Source organism: Cloacibacillus sp. (assembly GCA_036655895.1).
In the GTDB taxonomy this organism is placed as follows: domain Bacteria; phylum Synergistota; class Synergistia; order Synergistales; family Synergistaceae; genus JAVVPF01.
On sequence record JAVVPF010000014.1, the window covers coordinates 21,076 to 45,176 of the forward strand.

Here is a 24,101-nt window from a genome sequence, read left to right on the forward strand (position 1 = left end):
GGTGAGCCGAGTGCCAGCGATTTGGCAGAGCGCGTGCGCTTAAATGTTTTGTATCCGCGGCCTTCGCGCTGAATCTTTTAATTCCTGCAATGTTTCCGGCGCTATCTCACGCGCGAGGTATGAACAGTAGACGGAGTTGTTTTGCAGCAGCGGCTCCGTGCGCAGCGCGGGGAGTTTTTGAGCCGCCTCTTCAAAATAGGGCGTGCCGGGGATAGGGGAGAACTCCGCAAGCTTAGGCGTGCCGCCGTTCTGCCAGACGAAATCTATCGTCTCGCGCACGGAGGCGGTGTCCTGCCCCGGAAGGCCCAGCAGGATGTACGTCTCGCAGTCTTCGCGGCTGTATCCCGCGGCGCGAAGGTTTTTCACGGCGGCGGCGTACTCGCCGCGCGCCACTTTGCCGGAGCTGTCGGCCGCCACTTTGGGGTCAACGCTTTCGAGCGATAGCCTTATAGTTTTAAAATTATTTTCTGCAAGCGCCGCCGCGCATCGCGCGTCTATCTGGCGCACATGCAGGCCGTTTGGCGTGTGAAGGCGCAGTTTGTTTCCGTAACGTGCAAAAAGTTCGCGGCAAAGAGGATAAAAGAAATTTTCTTTTTCAAGCAAAAGCGCGTCGTCGTAAAAGGCGAAATCACGCGCGCCAAGCGCCGCTTGATAGTCTATCTCAGAGAGCACCTCGGGCAATCCGCGCCTGCGGTAGCTGGGCCAGAGGACGTTTGAGGCGCAGTAGCGGCAGGAGAAGGGGCAGCCGAAGGAGGTCATGATGACGCCGTAAGGGGGAGCGCCGTAAAGATCCATCGCGGGATACGGCGCGGAAGGTTCGCTGTGCCCGCGCACAATATAATCCGCGCCAAGCGTCGCCGCGTGCTCTGCGCAAAGCGCCGCGTATATACCGCCAAGCGCGATCGGTGTATCGGGAAATGCTTCTCGCATCAGCGTTATCATCTCACACGCTCCGAGATACCAATAGGTCATCCCAGAGGTGAGAAAGATGAAGTCCGGCCTCTGTATTTGTGCAAGCGCCGCGCTTATTTCGTCACTGGTCAGACCAAATTGATTGAATCTGCGCGGTATATCACGATAAACCTCCGGCTTTTCGATTTCAGTCTTTTTTATTTTTTGCCGGCCGAAGCTTTTTTCGCCGAGCGACCCCGCGGCAACCGCGTCAAAAAGTTCCACGCGGCATCGTTCCTTCATGCTCTGCAAGATGTAAAGCAGTCCAAGCGGCTTCGACCACAGGTCCATGAAAGCGAAGTCCCGCACGGGCGGGTTGACGCCTAATATCCGTTTGCCTGAAAGAGAAAGAAGCTCCTCCATCTCAATAGTTTGTGAAATAACGCATTGTTTTTGCGTGCCGCAGCTTTTCATTTTCTCCACCTGTTCCTGAACGCCGCGCGTTGAAAAGTTCAACGGTTCTGCGGCTCTCTTTGTTTGATTGTACCCTATTTATCCGCATTAATACAGCGTCGCGCGTCGCGCCACAACTGGTCAGACCATTTGTGAAATGAGCGTGGTCAGACGCTCCGGTTCAATTTATGCACGTGTTGATAAAATAATCCTATTAGTTGAACATGAGTAATCAAAACAGCTCTTAAGACGGTGGTGCCAAGATTAGAAATTGTTTTCACAAATTGTGGAACTCATTGTTGCGACTGAATTAGCTGGAATTGTCTCACTATTTAGACTTTCTATAATTGCTTGCAAAAGTCAGTAGAATGTAGTATAAGGTGTACTGGGTAGCCCAGTTAGGAGGGATTTTCACAATGATTGAAACGCCAGTAACACGCGGCACTAGAATCTATGAAAAGGTAGTTGAAAAACTCAAAGGTGAGATCGCGGCCGGAAACATCCTGCCGGGAGATCCGCTTCCCTCTGAACGTCAGCTCATGGATACATTCGGCGTCAGCCGCAGCTCTTTACGCGAGGCCTTTCGCGTCATGGAGCTTTTGGGGCTCATCGAATCTATCCCGGGCAAAGGCCGCTTCGTCCGTCATCCGCGCACCATCTCGGAGGACACGGACAGCATCCAGCTTGAAGATTCGGCGATATTGGAACTGATGGAGGCGCGCCGCATCCTTGACCCGGCAATCGCGGCAGAAAGCGCCATGCGCGCCACGCCGTCGGATTTGACGCGTATGCTCCGCGTCATAACAGCTACGGAGAAGACGCTGCTTGATCCGTTGGAGCGCGCGCACGCGGATTTTGACTTCCACCTCGTGCTTGCGGAGGCGACGCACAACTTCGTCTTTATAAACCTAACGCGCATGAATTTCGACCTGATAATGGCGACGCATGAAAGAATCTACAACCTGCTCGACGACAAGGACGCATTTTTGAACGAACACAAGGAGATGTACGAGGCTATCCTCGACCACGACCTTGACGGCGCACGCGAGGCCGCTTCGCGCCACATCGACCGCATCTACCGCACTCTTCACAGAGGCATCGCGGCCGGAGAATAATGATATTTTCACAGGCACCGCAAACAATAAAATCAAGAGTTGAATATTGGAGGAATAACAAATGGAGAAAAAGATAAGAGAGCTTTTCCCTGAGATCGAATGGATCAAGAGCCCTGAGATGCAGGCAAAGGTCGTGGCGTCTATCGAAGACGCGCTGAAGACCGGCGGCTGGCAGCCCGAGGATATGGACAAGATCCCCTTCACGCTGCTTATCCCTAACTGCCCCTTCACCTATCTGGACCACGTCCGCGGCGTAACACGCATCGCAAAGGCGGCAATGGACGAGTTCAACGCCATCTACCCGGCGAAGGACGCGAAGTTCACGCTGGACAACGACATGCTTGTGGCTGGCGCTCTTCTTCACGACGTAGGCAAGCTCGTTGAGTATGAAAAGAACGCGGCCGGCGAGACGGTGAAGTCCACAATGGGCAAGAACCTCCGCCATCCGTTCTCGGGTACGGTCATTGCCCTGCGCAACGGCTGCCCCGACGCCGTGGGACACATCATCGCAAACCACGCGCATGAAGGCGACGGAACGCTCCGCAGCCCCGAAGGCGTAATGATCAACAAGGCCGACTTCATGAATTTTGAGTCAGTCAAGTCATTCCTCGGAATGAAATAAATTCTCTACCTAATCCAAACGGAGGGATTTTTAAAATGGGCAAAACATCTATAGTAAAGATAATGGAGAAAGCATCCGGCCATGCAGTGAAGGTCGGAGACCGCGTATGGTGCAACATCGACTGGGCCACCTGCCGCGACTTCGGCGGAGCCAACGTCGTGCTGCAGTTCGAGAAGGAAATGGGACAGGACGCGAAGGTCTGGGACCCCGAGAAGCTTGCCTTCACATTCGACCTTCAGGCGCCGGCGCACTCTGAAAAGGTTGCGACGAACCAGAAGATAATCCGCGAGTTCTGCAAAAAGCAGGGCGTGGAACGTCTCTTCGACGTCAACCACGGCATCGGCCAGCACGTAATGCTTGAAGCTGGAATGATAAAGCCGGGCGACGTAGTCCTTGGTACAGACAGCCACATGAACCTGCTTGGCTCCATCGGCTCTTTCGCAACGGGCGTCGGCAACAGCGACATCGCCGCCTCCTACATCGCGGGCAAGAACTGGTTCCGCGTTCCCGAGACGATGAAGATAGAAGTGACCGGCAAGTTCAAGAAGGGCGTCTGCATGAGAGACCTTCTCACGCACATAGTGGGCGACCTGGGCGCCGGCGGAATGGACTTCCTCGCCGTCGAATTTACCGGTGAAACGATTGAAAACTCAACTCTGGCCGACCGTATCACGCTCTGCTCGATGGTAACGGAAATGAGCGGCAAGGTGCCCCTCATCATGCCCAACGGCGACGTACTTAAGTGGCTGGTAGAGCGCGCAGGCCCCGAAGTCGAGACGCTTGCGAAAGAACTTGCAGCCGACGCGGACGCCGAATACTGCAAGGTGCTGCACTATGACGTGACCGATCTTGAGCCGCTTGCCTCATGCCCCGACGCGCCGGACAACGTGAAGCCGGTCCGTGAAGTTGCCGGAACAAAGGTGGATCAGGTGCATATCGGCTCCTGCTCAAACGGCCGCTATGAAGATATAAAGGCCGCGTACGACGTTCTTATGGCGGGCGGCGGCAAAGTCAGCCCGAAGGTGCGCACGATAATCACACCTTCGACTGTAGAGGTACAGCTTCGCTGCGCCAAGGAAGGCATGCTTGCGGCTTTCCTTGAGGCTGGCATCGTCTTCACAAACCCGACCTGCTCCCTCTGCACAGCGGAACACTACGGCGCGCTGCCCTCAGGCGACGTGGCCGTCTCCACGACGAACCGCAACTTTATCGGCAAGGTCGGCAAGGGCAGCCACACCTACCTTATGAGCCCGATGTCAGCAATGGCTACAGCCGTCAAGGGCTGCATCACAGACCCAAGAGACATACTGAAGTAGGAGGAAGAGTGTTATGAGCGAAATTCTCAAAGGCAGAGCATGGGTATTCACCGATGACGTCGACACCGACCTCATCTACCACAATAAATATCTCGCGGAGACAGACCCGAAGAACATGCCGCAGTACGCTTTCGAATACTACCCCGGCAAAGAAAACTTCGCGAAGGAAGTAAAGCCCGGAGACTTCGTAGTCGCCGGAAAGAACTTCGGCTGCGGCTCAAGCCGTGAGCACGCCGTCTACTGCATCGAATACGCGGGCGTGCCCTGCGTCCTTGCGGAGACATGCAGCCGCATCTACTACCGCAACGCCATCAACAACGGATACCCCGTGCTTTTCGTAAAGGGCATCTCTGAGGCTATCAAAGAGGGCAAGATAAACGACGGCGACCAGCTCGAAGTTGAGCTTTCGACCGGAACTATCAAGGACGTCACAAACGGCAACACCTTCCATGGAGACGCCGTAAGCGACCTTGAAAACGACATTATGAAGGCGGGCGGCCTGATGAACTACATGAAGGCCCACGCCGCGGCGAAACAGTAGAGGAGGCTGGATCTCATGGGCAAGACATTTGCTGAAAAGGCGCTCGGCAGAGCGGCCGGCTACGAAGTTACGGCGAACCAGGTCGTAACGGTTGAACCGGACTTCTGCATGAGCCACGACAACGGAGCTCCTATCGCGCGCACCTTTAAAAAAATCGGCGTCAAAAACGTCAAATATCCCGAGCGCATCTGCTTCATCCTCGACCACGCCATCCCCGCGCCGTCAAGCGACCACGCCGTCAACCACAAAGAGGTGCGTGAGTTCGTAAAGGAACAGGGCGTCCCGCACTTCTATGACGTGAAGAGCGAAGGCGGCGTCTGCCATCAGAAGATGTGCGAAGAGGGCTTCGCCCTTCCCGGCCTGGTAATGGTCGGCAGCGACAGCCACACCTGCACCTACGGCGCCTACGGCGCCTTCTCGACCGGCATCGGCCGCTCCGAGATGGCGGCGGTATGGGCCACCGGCAAGATCTGGTTCAAGGTCCCCGAGAGCATGAAGGTAGTCGTAACCGGAAAGTTCAAGCCCGGCGTATCGGCGAAAGACTTTATCCTGAAGTTCATAGGAGACGTCAGAGCCGACGGCGCGGACTACATGAGCGTTGAATTCTGCGGACCCGGCATTGAAGAGATGAGCATCGCCGAGCGCATGACGCTCTGCAACATGGGCATTGAATTTGGCGCGAAGAACGCCGTCTGCCCGCCCGACAAAAAGGTGCTCGACACAATAAAAGAACGCGGCAACGCGAAGACCGACAAATGGGAGGCGCTTTGGGCTGACGAAGACGCGGTATACGCGGCTGAATATCACTACGACCTCGGCGACATCACCCCCGGCGTTGCGAAGCCCCATAAAGTGGACAACTACGCCGCAATCGAAGAGGTGAAGGGTACGCCCATCCACGAGGCGTTCCTCGGTTCCTGCACAAACGGCCGCATTGAAGACCTGCGCGCCGCGGCAGCGCTCCTCAAAGGCAAACAGGTAGCCGTCCGCACAGTCGTCATCCCAGCCTCATGGATAGTCTACCGTCAGGCGATGAAGGAAGGCCTCTTTGACATCTTCCTCGACGCCGGCTGCATCATCTGCAACCCCGGCTGCGGCCCCTGCATGGGCAACCACGAAGGCATCCTTGCCCCCGGCGAAGCGGCCATCAGCACCGCGAACCGCAACTTCAAGGGACGCATGGGCGACAAAGAGAGCTTCATCTATCTGGCAAGCCCGATGACCGTCGCGGCATCCGCGATCAAGGGCGAGATCTCTGATCCGAGGGAGGCGCTTTAATCATGTCAGTTAAAGGAAAAGTTTGGAAATACGGCGACGACGTCAACACAGACGTCATCTTCCCGGGAAAATACACATATACCATCAAAGAACGCGCGGACATGGCGAAGGTCGCCTGTGAAGACCTTGACCCTGAGTTCACGAAAAACGCGCAGCCCGGCGACATCATCGTCGGCGGCAAGAACTGGGGCTGCGGCTCCAGCCGCGAACAGGCCGTCTCCTGCCTTAAGGAACGCGGCATAGCGGCGATAATCGCAAAGAGCTTCGCGCGCATCTACTACCGCAACTGCTTCAACGAAGGTCTGCCGATCATCATCTGCGCTCCCGCAGTCGACGCCATCAATGCCGGCGACGAGGTAGAGGTGGATTTTGATAAGGGCGTCATCGTAGCCGGCGGCAAGGAATATCCGTTCCCGCCGTACCCCGAATTCGTACAGGGGCTTATCAAAGACGGCGGGCTCATCCCCCACGTCAAAAAGGAACTGGGCCTGGCCTAACACACTGGTTCAACATTATCAGGCCGCCACAGGCGGCCTGATGAAATCAAAATAAAAATAAAGGCAATACAAAATTCAGAGGAGGAAATGAAAATGGCTGAAAATATTCTCAAAGTAAAAGAACAAAAGGACCGTTACAAGGTAACATACATGGCGGGAGACGACTCCGGCTTTGACATGATGGAGGGCGCGCTTCTCGTCCTCGACTCAATGAACCTGCCCATCGACTGGCACAGAGCTGACCTCGGCTGGTGCATGTGGGAGAAGTCAAACAAGAAATTCGGCGAAGGCGACGCGCGCTGCAACACAGTTCCGCCTGAGACCATCAAGTCAATACAGGATACCGACGCCACCCTCATGGCGGCCATCACCTCAAAGTCAGGCGTAAAGGGTTTCAAGTCAGCCATCCTCCAGATGCGCCAGCTCTTCGACCTCTACATCAACATGCGCCCTGCGAAGACCCTCCCAGGAATCGGCACGCCGCTTGCGAAGGATCCGAAGATCGACATCGTCATGTTCCGTGAAAACACAGAAGACCTCTATGCGGCAGTTGAATTCTTCCCGCTTCCCAAAGAGATGTTCGACCTCCACCCCGGCATGGCCCGCTTCAAAGAAGGCAAAGGCGACATCGCAGTTTCATGGCGTGTATTCTCCGAACAGGGCTGCGAGCGCATCATCCGCGCCGCCTTTGAGTACGCCAAGGCGACCGGCCGCAAGACCGTCCACTGCGGCAACAAGGCCAACGTCATCCGCCAGACAGACGGCATGATGAAGAGAAAGTTCCTTGAGATCGCAAAGGAATACGAGCAGTTCGGCATCAAAGCGTTTGAAGAAAACGCCGACGCTACCGCCATGTGGCTCATAAAGAACCCGCAGGACTACAGCGTATACGTAGCTTCAAACGTATTCGGCGACATCCTCTCCGACGAAGCCTCACAGCTCACCGGCGGTCTGGGATTTGCTCCGTCGGGCAACATCGGCGCAAACGCGGCAATCTTTGAACCCTCAAGCGGATCCGTACCGAAGTACGCCCACCAGTACAAGGTCAACCCCAGCGCAATGATCCTCACCGCGAAGATGATGCTTGAATACCTCGGCCTCGACGACGACGCGAAGAAGATAGAAAAAGCGCTCGGCGAAGTGCTCGTTGAGAACAAGCCCGGCACACTCACCTACGACGTCCTCCGCGACTTCCGCGGCGACCCCGACTGGGAGAAGAACGCGGCCTCAACAATAGAGATGGCGGCCGCCATCGCCGCAAAGATCAATCCCGAATTCAAGGGAGAGAAGCTCGAAGCGTCAAAGAAAAAGGTGCACGAGATGTGCGCGTGGGACGAGGCGTCACTCATCGGTTTCGCCGACTAGCCTTCACCCGATAAACTAAAATAAACAAAGCGGCCTGCCTCAGTCTCGTGAAAGACAGGCAGGCCGCAATAATATTTCTCAGGGGGTACGTAAAAAATGAACACCTCACAGGCGGGAACGCTTGAATCAATGGACTGCCTCGTAACTCTGACAGAGGCGCAGGCCGGTTCCGGCGTAAAGATAGAGATAACAGGAGCAAGCGCCGTCCGTTTCAAAAGCGCTATGGAAAAGAAAATAAAAGAAACTTTGGAAACTCTCGGAGTACGTGACATCGACGTGCGGGTGCAGGACAATGGAGCGCTCGACATAGTTCTCGGCGCCCGCGTAGAAGCGGCGCACGCAAGACTTACGGGAGGCAAAAAATAATGAGACGCACAATGCTCTACCTTCCCGGCAACAACCCCAACATGCTGACGCGCGGACATTTATTCGGCTCAGACGGCCTCGTACTAGACCTTGAAGACGCCGTCGCAATGGTAGAAAAAGATACAGCGCGCGTACTCGTCTCCAAATTCCTGGAACAGGGCGAATTTGGAAACTGCTACGTCTCCGTCCGCATCAACGGGATAGACACAGAATACTGGAAAGAAGACCTCGCGGCCATCGTAAAAAACAAACGCCTTGATGGGATCCGAGTTCCCAAAGTAGAAGACGCCAACACCGTAAAAATAATAGACGAAGAACTCTCAATGCTCGAAGAGAAAAACGGCCTCCCCGTAGGAAAACTCTCCGTCCACTGTCTGCTTGAGACGGCCCACGGCATCTGGAACGCCTACGAAATAGCGAAAGCCTCCCCGCGCATAGAGGCGATACTTCCCGGTGGCGAAGACCTGCGCGCCGACCTCAAAACAAACCGCTCCGACGACTCCACCGAACTCGAATGGGCAAGAAGAATGCTGGTATTCGCCGCGCGAGCTGCGGGAGTAGAGCCGCTCGACACAGTATTTGCACGCATCACCGACGACGCCGGCCTGCGCCGCGAGACCGAATTCATCAAACAACTCGGCTTCTCAGGCAAATCAATAATCCATCCCAACCAGATCAGAATAATCCACGACATCTTCACCCCCACCGACCAGGAAATAGCCAACGCCCAGAAAATAATCGCAGCCGCCAAAGAAGCGGCGGAACGCGGACAGGGCGCGGTAACGGTAGACGGTAAAATGGTAGACATCCCGGTGGTGAAAAGAGCCGAGTACGTACTCGTCCGCGCCGGACTGACGGAGGTGAAATAAGATGACGATCAACGCAGTAGGCCGTGAAATACCGGACTTCATAGAGGGATACGGCAAAGTAAAACACTACCAGGGCGCCTTCGCAAGAAAACCTGAAGGCCGTATAGCGGGCCCCGTCCTTCGCTGCACAGGCAGCGACATAACAGACAAACGCGTCTCCTCAATCAAAGAGGCCATAAAAGCCTCCGGCCTGAAGAGCGGCATGACAGTCTCCTTCCATCACCACCTTAGAAACGGAGACTACGTAGTAAACATGGTCCTCGACGCCTGCGCCGAAATGGGAATAAAAGGACTCACCCTCTTCCCCACAGCGCTCTTTGGAGTCCACAAAAAAGTCATAGACCACATAAAAAGCGGAGTAGTCAGCCGCATCATGGGCTCCGTCAACGGCCCCATAGGCCAGCTCATTTCAGAAGGCGGCATGGAAGTCCCCGTCGTCCTCAGAAGCCACGGCGGCCGTCCCCGCGCGGTAATGGCGGGCGACGTCCACATAGACGTAGCATTCATAGCCGCCCCCACCGCCGATAAATACGGTAACATGTGCGGCACGCTTGGCAAATCAGCCTGCGGCTCGCTGGGATACGCCTTCACCGACGCCGACTACGCGGACAAAGTTGTCGTCATAACAGACAACCTCGTCCAATTCCCCGCAGCCCCCGTCTCCATCTCGCAGACAAAGGCAGACCTCGTAGTAGAAGTGCCCTCAATAGGCGACCCGGCTGGAATAGTCTCCGGCACCACCAAAGTGACGCGCGACCCGCTCCGCCTCCTAATCTCAAGCTACGCCTCCAAACTGATAGAGGCAAGCCCCTACTTCACAGACGGCATCTCCTTCCAGACCGGAGCCGGCGGCATCCCGCTTGCAGTCACCGCCTTCATGAAAGAGGCCATGATCAAAAAAGGCATCAAAGGAAGCTTCGGACTCGGCGGCATCACAGGCTACTTCGTAGAACTTTTAAAAGAAGGCCTCGTTGATAAACTTATGGACGTCCAGTCCTTCGACCTTGACGCCGTGCGCTCCATAGGCGAAAACCCCAACCACATAGAAATATCCGCCGACTGGTACGCCAACCCATGGAACTGCGGAGCCGCGGTCAACATGCTCGACGTAGTCATCCTGGGCGCCACAGAAGTAGACACAGACTTCAACGCAAACGTCAACACCGAAGCTGACGGCGCCCTTCTTCACGGCACAGGCGGACACCAGGATACGGCGGCGGGTGCGAAACTCACCATAATAGCCCAGCCCCTTCTCCGCGGCCGCATCCCCTGCGTCACCGACAAAGTCTACAACGTAACGACCCCTGGTGAAGTAGTAGACGCCATCGTCACCGAATACGGCGTCACTCTCAATCCCAGAAGAAAAGACCTGGCGGACGCAGTCTGCGGACTCAAAGGCCTTCCGATAGTCCCCATGGAAGAGCTTGCGGCCCGCGCCAAAAAAATGTCCGGTCCCACAGACCCGGTATCCACCACCGACAGAATAATAGGCGTAGTGGAATGGAGAGACGGAACCGTCATCGACGTAGTGAGGCAGCTGAAAAAATAGCAAGAGATATTTTTTAACATAATAAATCGCACGGGCCCGCAGAATACTGGGCCCGTGCGATTTATTATAAAGACTCTATAGATTGTAGCGGCTTGTGTGCCCCGCTCTAAATTGAGCCAGAGTCGTTTACTCTCCCATATTTGCCACGATATGCTCCAACGACGGGCTTCGGAACAAAATATCCGATTCCTCATGTGCTTCGTTCCATCCGAAGGTCGACGAAATTTCAGCGCAATATTCGGGGATGCGTTCTTTTAACCCAGCAACTATTGATTCGCTGAAACGGGCGCTAGGACCAGTTACGGCTATTGTGCATAGTATCTGGTGGCTGCTGTCCACGACTGGGCCGGCGATGGAGGAGAATCCCTCCTGGTATTCATTTATGCAGTAGTTGTAGCCTGTTTTGCACAGATTGTAGAGCATTCTCATAAGTTTCGATTTATCCGTTGTTGTAAAGTTTGTCAGACTATGGGAGTCTTTTATGAAAGAATCCTGCTCCTCCGGAGACGCGAAGGCTAAAAAGCCTCTGCCGCCTGCGCCGGCCCATAGAACATATTTTGACCCAACCGTAGGAGAAAATTTAAAATTGTGAAAAGCTGGCACCTTTTCGAAACAAATTCGGTAGTCGCCCTCCCTGATATAAATCAGGGCAGTCTCCCCAAACTCATCTCTTAATTTTACGAGATACGGATAGATGACCTTCCTCAAAAAATCATTCTGTTTCGCGCAGTATCCAAGGCTATAAACGCGTCGGCCAAGACTGTAGCGTTTTGTGTGCTTATCACGGATCAGAAAAGATTCCTGTTCTAGGACCCCGGCGATGCGCGACGCGGTGGAATATGGGATCTGTACCAGTTTCGATATCTCAGTAAGAGAGAGATCCTCAGTTCCTCTTGTGAAGCAGTTTAGTATCGCAAGGGCGCGCTGTATAGCCTGGGTTCCAGTTTCCTGTTGTTTCTCGCTCATATCTTTCCCCTCCGTAGGTTCGCTTTTGTTCTCTGGTGATGGTTGTATGGCAATATTTATCCCTAAACAATATGTAGGATATTTTAATGTTATTTTTAAAGTTGTAACAGCTTATTGGCGATTTTAGTTTTAACTCAAAAATTATAACAGTTAAGTCTATTCTAAACCATTTGAAATTTCTTTTCCTTTCGTTATTGACACTTATCATAAAACTATGTATGATTGATTCACCACATAGAAGATATTATATCCATATTATGGATATATGCAATAAGAGATTTTGCAAAGGGAGACGATTTATATGCAGGTTAAGATGCCAGTCGACGACGCGGTAATAAATCAATTGCATATTTACGATATGGTAGAAATATCGGGCCCTATATTCACAGGCCGTGACGCGGTGCTGCCTAAAGTAGTGGCCTGCATCAAGGATGGCAGCTGTGAGGCGCGCGGTATCTTTCTTCAGGGGACAGCGGTATTCCATACGGCTGTAAGCCCCGCGGGCATTGGCCCCACGTCTAGTAACAAGCTTGATATTGAAGGCAGCATTCCGGAACTTTCGGCGGCCGGAGTAAAAATGCATATAGGCAAAGGCAGCCTCAAAAAAGAAACGGTCGAAGCATTGAAAGATAACAATTCGATTTTTTTGGTGACGCCTCCCAACACGGCGCTTCTTACGGCGACTATGCAGAAGACGCGCGTAGTCGCCTTTCCCGAAGAGGGGATGGAGGCGCTGTACGAGGTAGAGGTCAAAAACTTTCCGGCTATCGTGGCGATCGCTCACGGCGAGTCGATTTACGATAAGCAGAAATAGGCGGCGGAGGCGGTTCTGATGATCGAATATAAAGACATAGTTGAAAAGACGGCACAAACACTTGTAAAGGCGAGCACAGTCTTTCGCCCAGATCAGATTGCAGCTTATAAAAAGGCTGCAGATCGCGAAGAGAGTCCGCATGCAAAGTGGGTGTTGAATAATATCCTTGAAAACGCGGATATCGCGGAGAGTAAAATACTCCCCCTTTGTGACGACACTGGCATCCCACATCTTTTTGTAGAGGTGGGCGACGAGTGCGGCGTCCCCGCAGGTTTTTATAAGGCTCTTGAAGAAGGCGTCGCGAAGGGGCTGCGTGAGCTTCCTGGGCGTCCTATGGCCGTAATGGGAGATGATGCTGCACGTATCAGTCAAAGCGGCGGGCTTTCAGACGATTCCGGCGCGCTTGCAATGGCGCCTGTGCAGACAAGACAGGTTGCTGGAAAAGATATCCGCCTGACCCTGATGATGTACGGCGGCGGTCCTGAAATCAGGGGAAAAACGCTTCGCGTTTTCCATAAACATTCGGTAGATACCGTAATAAATGAAATGGTCGCATGGGCGACGGAAGGCGCTAAACTGCTGGGCTGCCTGCCCTGCGTGCTTGCCTTTGGGATCGGACGCTCAAATTATGAAGCGGCCGCGCTTGGGATGGAAGCCATGGCCAAGGGCAACTTCCTCGTGCAGTCTGAGATGGAAAGACGCATTACAGATGCGGTGAACGAGTCCGGCTACGGAGCATTGGGACTTGGCGGAAAGACGACGGTCCTGGGGACGTTCGTAAAGGTAGGTCCCCAGAGAGCCAGCGGTATAAGGGTAGTATCAATGAGGCTCGGCTGCTGTTTTGACCCGCGCCGCGCGGAATGCATATTTTAGAAATAAAAAATTAATTTATCTATGGAGGCTGTAACATGAAGATATTCAAAAACGGAACCGTCGTAACTGGAGATGGCAAGACAGTGCTCGAAAAAGCAAACGTCATTGAGGTCGACGGACTTGTCGCCGACGTGAACCTTTTCTACGACGAAAACCTTGAACCCTATGCGGAAGAGATCATCGACTGCACAGGCAAATGCGTCATGCCCGGAATGATCAACCATCACCAGCATGGAGTCACTTTCGGCACGATGTTCGCCAGCGGCTGCGTCAACTACGGACGCGACGTTATCATGGATCATCTCGACAGAAGCCTCCTGCAGGGGCACACAACCGTCCTCAACGTAGACGGATTCGCGACGATGGACGAGGTCGAAGAGACTCAGGCATGTCATCCGATTCGTATCAAGACCGCGACGACCCACGCTCCCGTCAACTATCATGCGGGCGAGCTCTGCGACGGCAAAGGTTTCCTTCCTAAGCACAAAGAAATGACTGTTGAAAAGATGCTTGCGGACGGCGCCGTCTGTATCGGCGAGGTCGGCGGCGGACACACGCTCGGCGGCGGCGGTCAGGACTATCTTTATATCCCCCGCGCGGTCAAAGAATGCAAAGGCAAAGACATAGATTATCTCCAGGCCAGAGCGATGAAGCTTTCCGTCCTGGGACGCTACATCGAAGAATCATATTACGACCGCGACCGTGTGGCCGCCGCCCTTAAAGAGGCAAAGCTGGACAGCTTCCTCACGCCGGAAGAGACCAAAGACATCGTCTACAAAACAACGCTTGCCTCTGTCAAGGTCGCCCTTGACGGCTACCGTGAGGCTGCTGGCCTTGCGCAGAGATACAACGTTCCTCTTATGATCCACAACGCACCGACGTCGAAATATATAGTGCATGAAATTGCAAAGATGGGGCTTGAGACGCTTATCTGCTGCCATTCGAACTACCTCTTCACCACCGAGGAATGTGTTGAAAACGGCCGTTACCTCAAGCAGTTCCCCGGGGTAGTTCTTGATGCCGCGGTACATGATCCGTGGGGCGCCAAGCACCTTGTGGCAAATCCGGATAATCTTCACGCGTTCTATGACAATGACCTTATTGACGTCATTTCAACGGACTTTGCGGCGGGGCACAGTGATTCAATGCTGGAAGCAATAGACCACGCCGTCAACGAATGGAAATCAGTAGGACTTGCCAAAGCGGTGGCTCAAGGCACCTCCAATGTGACAAAGATACTGCCGCTCATCGCTCCTAACCTCGGAGAGCTCAAAAAAGGATATACGGCGGACATAGTAGTCACGGAATGCCCGCATTTTAAAAACGTCGAAAGAGTATACATCGGCGGCAAGCTAGTAGCTAAAGACGGCAACGTTATCCGCTAATTATAGAAAACACCCAGGGAGGAAAATTTCAACATGAAAGTTAAAAAGGTAATATGTTCCAAAGCGCTGACAGGGTTTTACATGGACGACAAAGAGGCTATCAAAGCCGGAGCCAAAGCTGACGGTTTTATCTATAAAGGTGAGCCGATAACCCCGGGGTTCAAAACTATCAGACAGCCCGGTGTCGCTATCTCCGTCATTTTTGTGCTTGAAGACGGACATATCGTCTACGGCGACTGCGCCGTCGCGCAGTATGCCGCAAGCTGCGGCCGCGAAGTGCCCAATACACCGGAATCCCTCATTAAAATGATAGAAAAATATGTAGTGCCTTATTTTGAAGGGATGGATATCAAGGAATTTAAGTCTACAGCCGAAATATTTGACCGCTATGAGTTTGAAGGGGAACGCCTTCCCGCCTCCATCCGCTACGGTGTCACTCAAGCGGTGCTTGAAGCTGTCGCGTACGAACAGAAGCTTACCATGTGCGAAGTGATATTAAAGGAATACAACCTCCCTGTCGACCTGACGCCAGTCCGCATCAACGCGCAGTCAGGCGACGAGCGTTATACGAACGTGGACAAGATGATTCTCAAAAAGGTCGGTATGATGCCCCACGGACTTATAAACAACGTCGAAGAGAAGCTTGGCAAAGACGGCCAGATATTCCTTGACTGGGTCAAATGGGTCACCGCTCGTATTTCCGAGATCGGCGAATCTGATTACAAGCCTGTCATGCGTTACGACGTCTACGGCTGCATGGGCAAGGCCTTCGATAATGACCTCGACAAAGTAGGGGAATATCTCATCAAAGTGGCAGAAGCGTGCGCGCCGTATGAAGTCTTCGTCGAAATGCCCATAGACATGAAGTCAAACGAGAAGCAGCTCGAAGCTATGAAATATCTGCGCAGCTATCTTGACAAGGCCGGATGCAGGCTGAAGCTGATCATTGACGAATATGCTAACACCTACGAAGAAATTGTTGAGTGGGTCGACGCAAAGGGCGCCGACATGGTCCAGGTGAAGACGATAGACTTGGGCGGAATCAACAACATAGTAGAGGCGGACCTCTACTGCAAAAAGCACGGTGTCCTTGCCTACCAGGGCGGTACCTGCAACCAGACAGACAAAGCAGCCATCGTCTGCGCAAACCTTGCTGTAGCTACGAAGCCATTTGCTATGGCGGGCACTCCCGGCATGGGCGTCGATGAAGGCGTTATGATCGTCAGCAACGAGCAGGAAAGACTGCTTGCCATCCTCAAAGCAAAACAGGAAGGCAAAATCTAGAGATACACCTCCACCCTCACTCCAGTATTGTTGCCACAAAGTTCATTTTATGCAACACTACTGGAGTTTTTTATAGGCCCCTTTTAAGGAGTTGAAGTGATGATCAAGGTTGATGTCAGCAAATGTGTTGGATGCAAGGCTTGTGAGCAGGTGTGCCCCTCTGCTGCGATAATGGTGGCGGATAAAAAGGCGTCGGTAAACAGCAACTGCGTCCATTGTGTCACATGTATCAAATACTGTAAGTTCGGCGCCCTATCAACGGATGTCGTGGCCGAGGACCCGCTGCTTTGCCGTAACTGCGGCGTTAAATGCCGTATCCCAGAGGGAAAACTGGGCGCATGCAAGAGATTTCGCAATGAAAAAGGCGCACTTGCGATAGTAAGGCCGCTTCAAATACCCACCAACACCGCGCCAGATCCTGAGAAAATTGCCATAATGAAGCCGGTAGTGTCAGCTGTAGGAGCTGGCGCTGCCTATCCCGACTACAAGCCCGCCCCATACATCGTTACCGAAAAACGTGATGATTTTGACGTTGTGACCGTCGTTACAGAAGCGCCGGTATCATACAGCTCTATGATGGTCAAAATCGACACAAATGCCCATATTGGAGACGAAGGAGCGCTTGTGCGCCGTAGTGGGAGAGTGGTAGGCATAGTTACCACAGAACAGTATGGCTCGCATATATTGATTCTCGGCGGCGTCAACAAAGTCAAAGGCCCCGACGGCATGTATGTGGTAAAAACTATGGCCGAGCTTGGCAATAAAGAAAAAGTTACGCTTACCGTTGACAACGGTTGCTCACTTGAGCTGCAGGTCGGAGAGCACCCGGTGATAAACGGCGAAGTTGACGACAAAATGCGTGTCGGATGCGGAGGCGCCTGCTGCGGTCTGTTCGCGCGTTCTCTTGCGCCGCTTATAGACGAGGCCATCATCCTTGATCACCATATAACAGGCCTCTTCACGCAGCATCCCGCCGGAGCGGAGCAGAAGCCATACAGCGGCGTCACGCCCGTTGGACGTCTTGCCACGAACGGCCGTTATTTCTTTGAGCACGGCGACGGCTGGGGCGGAACAAATATAAACGACCCAGTAGAAGCGATCAAAGATATAGACATGAGCATTGCGAAGGCCGGTATGAAGATACTAGTTGCGGAGACGACGTGGCGTAAGATAGCGCTATTTGAGGTGACGGCTGACGGTAAACCTGTTCCCCTTGAGATCCCCGCAGAATTGGAGAGCTTCCGCAAAATGGCGGCCGACTGTTGCGAAGACAGCCGTGTCTCCGCTATGTACTACGCCGGAGTGGGCGGGAGCGCAAGAGCCGGTGTGACAGTGGACCCCATCCAGATCACAAAGGCCGTACACAGAGGCGACGCGAACCTGACTATTGCGGGCGCTCCCACATACCTCATGCCGGGCGGCGGCATAACATTCCTTGCCGACGTAGAAAAAATGATAGACCACCCCTTCAACTACACAGCGTCGCCTGCGGTGCTGGCTCCCATCGAATATACGATGACTGTCGAAAACTACACCAAAATCAAAGGCCACATCCATGCCATGCGAACGAAAGATGAAGTGACAGAGGAAAAAAGATACGAACTCACCAAACTTAAGGACTAATGTGCGCTAATGCCCCCCGGTGCAAACTAGGGGCGTTTTTCCGAGACAAAATGTTTCATAATTAGAGAGGAGAACTTTTATAATGAAAAAGTTTTTTACGGTACTGGCTTTAGTGGCGGTAATCTTCTCAGCGGCAGGTTCTTTTTGCTCTTCTGCACAGGCGGCTCAGAAGCTTGAGCTGGCAATATGCGGCGGTTCTATAGGCGGCGCATGGGCGGCAATCGGCGAGGGGGTCGGCGAAGTTGTCAGGCGTAGTTATCCAGGATCAAACACTGCCTATGAAGTAGGTCAGGAAGCCGCCAACCTCGCGCTCGTATCGCGCGGTAAAATTCAGCTTGGCATAGCCCACGCCCAGCTTATTAAAATGGCTACGGACGGAAAAGATCCTTTTAAGAAAAAGATCGGGAACCTTCGCGCGCTTTGTGTTCTCTACAACGGAGCCCTAGAGCATTTCATCATCAAGGCGGATACAGGCCTAAAGAGCTTTGCCGATATCAAAACAAAAAAATATCCCCTCAAGGCCTACTTCAACACCAAAGATTCTTTTATGGATATCGTTGGCAAGAAAGTTATTGAAGCAGAGGGCATCACACCTGCCGATATTGAAAAAATGGGCGGCTATACAAAGAACAGCTCTATGGGCGCAGCTCTTGATCTTATGAGAGACGGCAAGATCGATGCATATAGCAATGTCATCCAGGTGCCTGCCAGCCACGTCGTAGATGCGGGGACCACCCTTAAATTGAATCTGCTTGGTATGACGCCGGCGGCACAGAAAAAGGTGAATGCGGAACTTGGCACCTATTCTACCGTGATTCCCAAAAAAGCCTATAATTTCCTTAAAAACGACGTTCCCACAGTTGGAGCCACAGTCATTCTGTTTACAAATTCCGATCTCCCAGACGACGAAGCCTATGCCATCCTAAAATCTATCAAAGACAACTTCCCCTATTTCTGCAATATCCACAGCTCACTTAAAGGTCTGAAATTTGCAGAGCTCAAAGATACCGCGCCCGTTCCGCTTCACCCTGGCGCAGTCAAGTTCTTTAACGAGAATAAGTAAGTTACCATTAAAAAGCAACGGGAGTTCCAAAGGAGCTCCCGTTGCAAAACAGAGATAAAACAATGTATCCAAACCCATATAGCGTAATACAGGACGGCGTCGTATATATCGACCACGGGCCCATCACTATGACTCTTGAAGCGCGCAGGGATGGTCATGCCTTTACCGAAGCGGCTATATCCGGAGCTGAGAGAGTTCTTGAGATATTTGACGAATTTGGAACGCACCTCAATTTTTTGCGCGGACAAGCGGGGAAGATCATTTCTATCCCAGATAGTCTGCCCCCTGCAGTGCGGAAAATGACAGAATCGGTGATGCTCCTCCAAGAGGATGATTTTACCCCGATGGCGGCGATAGCTGGGACTACCTCGGATTTCGCCGTGGAAGCGATGACCGCCCACGGCGCCGATTACGCGCTTGTAAATAACGGCGGGGATATCGCATGGAGAATATCTCAGGAGCAAAAAGATTTTCTGAAGGTCGGCCTAATAAGCGATATAGACAACGGACGGCCTACCCATTCTTTGAAAATAAAATCGTTCAGTGCGATACGAGGACTGGCGACGAGCGGTCTTGGCGGACGCAGTCTGACACGAGGTATAGCATCCGCCGTAACGACGCTTGCCTCGGATTCTTCAAAGGCGGACGCAGCGGCCACTGCGATCGCCAATGCCTGTTACTGCGACGATCCGGCCATAAAACAATGTGTTGCTGAGGAGCTCGACTACGGCACAGATATCGCGGGGCTTCTTGTTACAAAATCTGTAGGCTGTCTTAAGAGCGGAAGTGCCGAGCGCGCTCTTGCGGCGGGAAGCAGGAGGGCTGATCAGTTAATTGACAACGGTATGATTTTCGGCGCGATCATCTTTGTCGCCGGTCGTATGAATGTAGTGAGCTCACAGAAGAACGGGAGCCTTTTTGAGGTTTCCAAATTGTATTAGGTAAGACACAGTTGCGGAGGGCTATATATGGAGAAATTTAAATGTATCGGCTTAAAACAGAGCTTTGTAGATGCTCGTGAAAAGGTTACCGGCACCGCTAAGTACCTTGACGATATGACCTTTGCGGGGCTTTTGATTGGAAAAATACTGCGCTCGCCGCACCCGCACGCGAGGATACTGTCAATAGACACATCCGCCGCAGAGGCGCTTGTCGGTGTCAGGGCGGTGATCACAGCGAAAGACTGCCCGCAGAACAAATTCGGCATGGAAATAGCCGATGTCGATATGCTCGCGGTGGAAAAGGTCCGCTATGTTGGAGATGAAGTTGCGGCGGTTGCCGCGGATAATGACGAAATAGCGAACGAGGCGCTCAAACTCATAAAGGTTGAATATGAGGTGCTTCCGGTTGTAGATGATACGATGAAGGCGCTCGAAAAAGATTCACTCCTCGTCCATGAAACCAATGGCTCAAATATTGCGCGTGAATATCACATCCAGCGCGGCGATATTGAAGCCGACCTTGCCTCTTGCGACTATGTTTTTGAAAAAGAATTTAGTACCCACCGCGTTTCAGGGCTGTATCTTGAACCGTTTGGAGCGGTGGCCCAGTGGGAAGCCAACGGCCGTCTTACCGTGTGGACGGGGCTGCAGTCGGCTTTTCAGGGAAGAAACGAGATCGCGAAAGCCCTTGGCATCAAGCCAACGATGGTGACGGTCAAATCTCCTTTCATCGGAGGCGGATTTGGCGCTAAGATATGGATAAGGAATTTCCATCCCATAGCGGCTGTCCTTGCTAAAAAGACGGGGCGTCCCGTAAAAATACTTCTCACGCGAGATGAAGAACAGCTCACCACGCGTCCAAGGATCGCGCCGCGTATGAAGGTCAAGCTCGGAATGATGAAGGACGGAACGATGGTCTGCAAACAGTCTACCATCGTAGCAGATAATGGGGCCTATTCATGGGCTGCGCCGAAGGTTCTTCTAAACCTTTCAATGCGTACAGACTGCCTTTACAGATATAAATCAAGCAAATGCGATTCCTACCTCGTTTACACAAACCTTATACCGACAAGCGGATTTCGGGGATACGGCAACAGTCAGATGCACTTCGCCGTTGAATCGTTCATTGACGAATGTTCTCGCGAAATTGGTTTAGATCCCGTTGAAGTCCGCCTTAAAAACTGCGTGCATAAGGGCGATGTGACGCTGCACCGCTGGCGCCTCAAGAGCTGTGAACTTTCCGAGTGCATCAGGATAGCGGCGGAAAAAATAAGAGAGAACCGACTGCCGGCAGAGGAAGAAAACGGTCGTATCAAGCGTGGTATCGGCGTCGCCTGCATGACGCACGTCTCCGGCAACCGCGGCGGGGATAAATTTGACGGCTCCTCCGCCATGATACGCATTCACGAAGACGGCGAGATCTTTATATTCTCAGGCGAAGCTGATTTGGGGCAGGGCGCAAAGACCGTTTTTGCGCAAATCGCCTCTGAGAGGCTTGGCGTGCCCATAGACAATATAACGATCATGCCGCTTGACACCGACGTAAGCCCCTTTGGAATGGGCACCTATTCCAGCCGCGTAACCACGGTCGGAGGCAAGGCTGTCTTTTTGGCCAGTGAAAAAGTGCTGGATCAGGTGTTGACGTTGGCGGCCGAGATGAGCAAACGTCAGAGAGATACCATGTACATGGAGAACGGCCTCATTAAGTGCAGCCGTGACCCGTCAGTCCTGATGACGCTCAAAGAGGTGGCCGCAAAGGCAATTAGAAGCCGCGCAGGAGTCCCCCTCACCGCCTACGTTACCTACGACCCGCCTACGGAAGGCGCAGACAAAGATTTCTACGGAGACTATTCAAGCGCCTATTCTTTCGGAGCTCACGGAGTAGAAGTCGAAGTAGACACCTATACAGGCAAAGTGAAGGTGCTTCGCGTCATCGCCGTTCACGACGTCGGCAAGGTCATCAACGAACTGGGGCTTCACGGACAGATAACCGGCGGCGTCGCGCAAGGCATTGGCTGGTGTCTCTATGAGGATATGCTCTTTAAAAACGGCGTTCCGGCGACGAACGGCCTGCACGGCTATACCTTCATGACAATCAAAGACATGCCGGCCGTTGAAGGGATAGCGATAGAAAGCAATGACCCGATAGGCCCATACGGCGCAAAAGGCGTAGGCGAACCGACACTGATCCCCACCGCTCCCGCTATCGCGAATGCTATAGAGGATGCCTGCGGAGTTCGTATCAGAGATCTTCCGATAACGCCGGAAAAACTTTACTGGGCTCTCCACACGCCGAATAAATAGAATCAGCGGCGGCAGTTGATGCATTTGTAAGAGATATATCAATCTTGGAATTGAGGTGCTGATAATTGAACAACTTATGGAAGTTGCTGACAGAAGAGGGTAAAAAACGTAAATTAACCGGTTTTGACGCGCTTGCGATAAAGTATATCGCAGTCGCCATGTCTCTCTATCAGCTTGCACAGGCTACATTTTTAACAGTTCAGCCCCAGATGCACTACGCGATCCACCTTACCTTCATTATGGTGCTCTGCGCGTTGATGTACACGAGGACCTTCCAGGCCCACGAACGCACCAGCACTAGAGTGCCGATTGAGGACTGGTTTTACATTGCGATTCTAGCAGCGGCCGGTATCTACTATTGCTTAAACATGGGAACCTATCTAACGCGTATGCCTCAGGTTGACGAACTCAGCTCTCTTGAGATTGTAATTGGGATACTCACCGTAGCGGCGGTCATCGGGCTTACAAAGAGATGTATGGGTTTTGTGCTTCCGAGCATAGGATGTATATTCCTGGCGTATGCGCTGTGGGGCCATCTTATCCCGGGGATACTCTATCATAGAAAATTGCTGGCCGTTGACATACTCGACCAGCTCGTATATACGACGAACGGCATATATTCGTCGCCTATAGCGGCTGCCGCGACATACGTATTCATGTTCGTTATGTTCGGCTCATTCTTTGCGGCCTCAGGAGCAGGGGACTTTTTCTACAAGTTCTCAATGGCGATAGCTGGACGCTATGCCGGAGGAGCCGGTAAAGTTGCGATAATAACCAGCGGGCTTTTCGGAATGATCAACGGCAGCCCGACCGCGAACGTTGTGACGACAGGTTCCTTTACAATCCCAATGATGAGAAAAGCCGGCTATGACGGGACCTTCTCTGGTGCGGTGACGGCTGTCGCGGCGACAGGCGGCGGGATCATGCCGCCGATTATGGGAACGGCCGCCTTCTTGATGGTCGAGATGGCGGGTATATCATATAAGAACATTGCCATAGCCGCTTTTGTGCCCGGAGTTCTTTACTATCTCGCGTTGCTGCTCATCGTCCACTTCCGCGCAAAAAAATGCGGGCTGGTAGGCCTAGACCAGTCGGAACTTCCTTCCGTACGGGAAACCCTCAAAGAAGGATGGATATTCCTCGTCCCCTTGGTGGTGCTAGTTGTAATGCTCATGGAAGGATACACGGCCAATTTATCCGCCGTCGTAGGTATAGTCGCTGTTGTGGCGGCGTCCTGGGCGCGTAAAAAAACAAGAATGCATCTGCCAGCGGTCATAAAAGCGTTGGAAGACGCCGCGAAATCAGCGGTCATCGTTTCGCTTTCATGCGCGGTGGCGGGATGCGTTATCGCCGGGCTTATGACGACGGGACTTAGCGGAAAGCTGGCAAGCCTCATCCTCAGCTTAGGCGGAAACAGTACGCTTTCGGCATTGATACTCACGGCCGGCATCTGCACGCTGCTTGGAATGGGAATGCCTGTTGCAGCAGCCTACTGCCTCACTGCCGCCCTCTGCATCCCGTCGCTTTACGAGCTTGGCCTGCAGCCGCTCGAAGCGCACATGTTCGTCGTCTATTTTGCTACACTTTCGGCGATCACTCCTCCAGTCGCCGTAGCCTCCTATGCAGCGGCCGGAATATCCGAAGCCAACGCAGCGACAGTGGGGTGGCAGGCGTGCCGAATAGGCCTTGTATCGTTCATCGTACCGTTTATCTTTGTCTTTGAACCGATGTTGATGGTCACACCGGATAACTTCTGCCTCCAGAGCGTCTGGATAATGATAACCGCGACGCTGGGCGTCCTCATCCTGTGTGCGGGACTTGAAGGCTACTTCAAAAAACCCATACCGATGCTGATGCGCGGTGTTCTTGTTATCGGCGGTCTGATGCTCATTTACCCGGGAGCTATAACAGACTACATGGGCCTTGGCGTGTTGGGTCTGCTTCTGGTTCAACAGTATTCTGGAATTAAATTAGGAGGGAAATAAA

The 24,101-nt window shown here is 53.0% G+C and carries 21 protein-coding genes; 19 read left to right on the forward strand and 2 right to left on the reverse strand.

The genetic code is table 11. The features are described 5' to 3' along the window. Positions 1-39: 39 nt before the first annotated feature. Positions 40-1,407 (reverse strand): B12-binding domain-containing radical SAM protein, encoded by a 1,368-nt coding sequence (locus RRY12_05975; GenBank protein MEG2184205.1) that lies wholly within the window; start codon positions 1,405-1,407, stop codon positions 40-42. A gap of 353 nt (positions 1,408-1,760) precedes the next feature. Here RRY12_05975 and RRY12_05980 point away from each other — a divergent pair, with 353 nt between their 5' ends. The 10 genes from RRY12_05980 to citF all read left to right on the forward strand — a co-directional run bounded on the left by RRY12_05980 (position 1,761) and on the right by citF (position 10,862). Then, entirely contained in the window at positions 1,761-2,459 is a 699-nt protein-coding gene (locus RRY12_05980) for a FadR/GntR family transcriptional regulator (GenBank protein MEG2184206.1), read from the forward strand. Between the two features lie 61 nt (positions 2,460-2,520). Continuing rightward, positions 2,521-3,081: an HD domain-containing protein gene (locus tag RRY12_05985; GenBank protein MEG2184207.1), complete on the forward strand. Its 561-nt coding sequence runs from the start codon at positions 2,521-2,523 to the stop codon at positions 3,079-3,081. A 35-nt stretch (positions 3,082-3,116) separates the two neighbouring features. After that, positions 3,117-4,397, forward strand: coding sequence for an aconitase/3-isopropylmalate dehydratase large subunit family protein (locus RRY12_05990; GenBank protein MEG2184208.1), 1,281 nt, complete (start codon positions 3,117-3,119; stop codon positions 4,395-4,397). A gap of 13 nt (positions 4,398-4,410) precedes the next feature. Next, entirely contained in the window at positions 4,411-4,938 is a 528-nt protein-coding gene (leuD, locus tag RRY12_05995; protein ID MEG2184209.1) for a 3-isopropylmalate dehydratase small subunit, read from the forward strand. A 15-nt stretch (positions 4,939-4,953) separates the two neighbouring features. Then, complete coding sequence (locus RRY12_06000; protein MEG2184210.1) at positions 4,954-6,216, forward strand: 3-isopropylmalate dehydratase large subunit; 1,263 nt, start codon at positions 4,954-4,956, stop codon at positions 6,214-6,216. A 2-nt stretch (positions 6,217-6,218) separates the two neighbouring features. After that, positions 6,219-6,713, forward strand: a complete 495-nt coding sequence (locus tag RRY12_06005) for a 3-isopropylmalate dehydratase small subunit (GenBank protein MEG2184211.1) — start codon at positions 6,219-6,221, stop codon at positions 6,711-6,713. Positions 6,714-6,806: 93 nt separating this feature from the next. Then, on the forward strand, positions 6,807-8,078 hold the full coding sequence (locus RRY12_06010) for an isocitrate/isopropylmalate family dehydrogenase (protein MEG2184212.1): 1,272 nt from the start codon (positions 6,807-6,809) through the stop codon (positions 8,076-8,078). Between the two features lie 96 nt (positions 8,079-8,174). Further along, complete coding sequence (citD, locus tag RRY12_06015; protein ID MEG2184213.1) at positions 8,175-8,444, forward strand: citrate lyase acyl carrier protein; 270 nt, start codon at positions 8,175-8,177, stop codon at positions 8,442-8,444. Beyond that, on the forward strand, positions 8,444-9,313 hold the full coding sequence (locus tag RRY12_06020) for an aldolase/citrate lyase family protein (GenBank protein MEG2184214.1): 870 nt from the start codon (positions 8,444-8,446) through the stop codon (positions 9,311-9,313). The genes citD and RRY12_06020 overlap by 1 nt, the downstream gene beginning before the upstream one ends. A 1-nt stretch (position 9,314) precedes the next feature. After that, the gene (gene citF, locus RRY12_06025) at positions 9,315-10,862 is read left to right on the forward strand and encodes a citrate lyase subunit alpha (GenBank protein MEG2184215.1); all 1,548 of its coding nucleotides are present in this window, start codon (positions 9,315-9,317) and stop codon (positions 10,860-10,862) included. Positions 10,863-10,988: 126 nt separating this feature from the next. On the opposite strand, the gene RRY12_06030 is transcribed toward citF, so the two are convergent. Then, positions 10,989-11,828, reverse strand: coding sequence for an IclR family transcriptional regulator (locus tag RRY12_06030; GenBank protein ID MEG2184216.1), 840 nt, complete (start codon positions 11,826-11,828; stop codon positions 10,989-10,991). 301 nt (positions 11,829-12,129) lie between these two features. On the opposite strand from RRY12_06030, the gene RRY12_06035 reads away from it, so the two are divergent. The 9 genes from RRY12_06035 (at position 12,130) to RRY12_06075 (ending at position 24,100) form a co-directional block, all read left to right on the forward strand. After that, positions 12,130-12,642, forward strand: coding sequence for a fumarate hydratase C-terminal domain-containing protein (locus RRY12_06035; protein ID MEG2184217.1), 513 nt, complete (start codon positions 12,130-12,132; stop codon positions 12,640-12,642). Between the two features lie 18 nt (positions 12,643-12,660). After that, positions 12,661-13,515: a fumarate hydratase gene (locus tag RRY12_06040; protein MEG2184218.1), complete on the forward strand. Its 855-nt coding sequence runs from the start codon at positions 12,661-12,663 to the stop codon at positions 13,513-13,515. Between the two features lie 35 nt (positions 13,516-13,550). Beyond that, positions 13,551-14,900: a hypothetical protein gene (locus RRY12_06045; protein MEG2184219.1), complete on the forward strand. Its 1,350-nt coding sequence runs from the start codon at positions 13,551-13,553 to the stop codon at positions 14,898-14,900. A 33-nt stretch (positions 14,901-14,933) separates the two neighbouring features. Continuing rightward, entirely contained in the window at positions 14,934-16,184 is a 1,251-nt protein-coding gene (locus RRY12_06050) for a methylaspartate ammonia-lyase (protein ID MEG2184220.1), read from the forward strand. Positions 16,185-16,283: 99 nt separating this feature from the next. Then, the gene (locus RRY12_06055; GenBank protein ID MEG2184221.1) at positions 16,284-17,807 is read left to right on the forward strand and encodes a 4Fe-4S binding protein; all 1,524 of its coding nucleotides are present in this window, start codon (positions 16,284-16,286) and stop codon (positions 17,805-17,807) included. Positions 17,808-17,889: 82 nt separating this feature from the next. Next, a complete protein-coding gene (locus tag RRY12_06060; protein ID MEG2184222.1) occupies positions 17,890-18,870 on the forward strand; it encodes a TAXI family TRAP transporter solute-binding subunit in 981 nt (326 codons plus the stop codon). 62 nt (positions 18,871-18,932) lie between these two features. Beyond that, a complete protein-coding gene (locus RRY12_06065; GenBank protein MEG2184223.1) occupies positions 18,933-19,811 on the forward strand; it encodes a hypothetical protein in 879 nt (292 codons plus the stop codon). Positions 19,812-19,838: 27 nt separating this feature from the next. Next, positions 19,839-22,115 carry a xanthine dehydrogenase family protein molybdopterin-binding subunit gene (locus RRY12_06070; GenBank protein ID MEG2184224.1) on the forward strand — a complete coding sequence of 759 codons (2,277 nt, stop codon included), beginning with the start codon at positions 19,839-19,841 and terminating at the stop codon, positions 22,113-22,115. A 65-nt stretch (positions 22,116-22,180) separates the two neighbouring features. Further along, complete coding sequence (locus RRY12_06075; GenBank protein MEG2184225.1) at positions 22,181-24,100, forward strand: TRAP transporter fused permease subunit; 1,920 nt, start codon at positions 22,181-22,183, stop codon at positions 24,098-24,100. Position 24,101 lies beyond the last annotated feature (1 nt).